Annotated in this window: 1 protein-coding gene; it reads left to right on the top strand. The window is 36.1% G+C overall.

From position 1 onward, the window contains the following. The first annotated feature begins 290 nt into the window (after positions 1 to 290). Entirely contained in the window at positions 291 to 1,523 is a 1,233-nt protein-coding gene (locus GN217_RS18505) for an IS110 family RNA-guided transposase (RefSeq protein ID WP_156858112.1), read from the top strand. The last annotated feature ends 118 nt before the right edge of the window (positions 1,524 to 1,641 follow it).

Here is a 1,641-nt window from a genome sequence, read left to right as displayed (position 1 = left end):
CCCCACTGAAACAATCATGGCTACGCTTTGCGTATCCACAAACTATAATGAAAATAAATCCTAAGCCCAATCAGAGTATTACTCATGCAAATTATGGGAATTGATATAACAACAATACGACCAGGCCGTTAACATACTGGTGGACCTTTTATGAAGGTACCCTGACACTGAAACTGGTTGTGAAAGTAGAAAAGTACAAACTATTGTGCCTCGAGCATGTATACAAAAATTTTGATTTATCATTACTTTCACCTGTATTGTTAAATATATCAAGATAAGGTGGTACTCCCATGGAAGCAATGATTGAACGATGTGCAGGCCTAGATGTACATCAAAAAAGTGTTGTAGCTTGCGTTTTATATGGCTCTTTAGATAAAAGGCCGAAAAAGGAAATCAAGACTTTCCAAACTACTACAAGTGGGTTATTAGAATTAAATGATTGGCTCACCTCCATGAAAGTAACAGATGCAGTGATGGAAAGCACAGGCGTCTATTGGAAACCGATTTGGAATATTCTCGAGGGGAATTTTCAACTTATACTCGCTAATGCAAAGCATGTTAAAAACGTTCCCGGTCGTAAAACAGATGTAAAAGATGCGGAATGGCTCGCAAAGCTTCTACGATCTGGACTTATTGAAAGTAACTTTGTTCCTCCAGAAGACATCCGTGATTTACGGGATCTCACACGATATCGGACAAAACTAGTACACAATTGTACACAAGAAAAAAATCGTATCCATAAGATTTTACAAGACGCAAATATTAAACTGACTTCCGTTCTTTCTGATATTTTTGGAGCATCTGGACGACGGATTCTAAAAGCAATCATCAGTGGAGAAAAAATGGAAGAGGATTCTCTTCGTCATATTGTACACCCCAAAACAAGGGCAAGTATTTCAGAGATTGCAGATACAATAAATGGTCGCTTACGTCGTCATCATCGCTATATGTTACGCCAGCATTGGGAACACATGGAATATATTGAACAAAATATCAAGGAACTGGAGGAACAAATTAGCCATTGCCTTAAACCCTATCAGAAAGAATTAGAATTACTAGATACCATTCCTGGGGTAAATAAAAATGGAGCAGCAATTATAATTTCAGAAATAGGCGTTGACATGTCTGTCTTTAAATCTGATAAGCACTTAGCCTCATGGGCTGGAGTGAGTCCAGGAAACAACGAAAGTGCTGGTAAAAAAAAACACAGTAGAACCAAGAAAGGAAATAAAGCATTAAAAACACTCGTAGCAGAATGTGCACTCAGCACCTTAAGTCAAAATAACAGAATATCCTCTTTTCAAAAAAGGATAATGAAACGTCAAGGCAAAATGAAAGCAAGAATAGCTACGGCAAATTTAATTTTAAAAATAGCTTACAACATACTCATAACTCATGAACCATATCAGGAACTAGGCCCTGATTACATGAAAGAGAAACAAGTTTCCAAAGAATTAAAGATGGTTGAATATCTAAAACGAAAAGGATATAAGATCACACCTACTGATCAAGAGATAGCTTAAGTTCTAAACTAAATATGAATAACTAACTTCATCTCTTAAAAAATCAGGATTTAAGGGATCTACTTTCTTATTGCCATTTTTAGCGTTATTTCGTAAGTATTTTCATACAAATGTTAGT

The sequence above is a fragment of the Oceanobacillus sp. AG genome, from assembly GCF_009746545.1.
Taxonomy (GTDB): Bacteria; Bacillota; Bacilli; order Bacillales; family Amphibacillaceae; genus Oceanobacillus; species Oceanobacillus indicireducens.
Note: the sequence above shows the minus strand (reverse complement) of the source record. Positions and strands in the feature narration are given on the sequence as shown.

Bases quoted from the DNA above. Each gene is read 5' to 3' on its own strand.
- GN217_RS18505 (WP_156858112.1), top strand. From the start codon at position 291: ATGGAAGCAATGATTGAACGATGTGCAGGCCTAGATGTACATCAAAAA.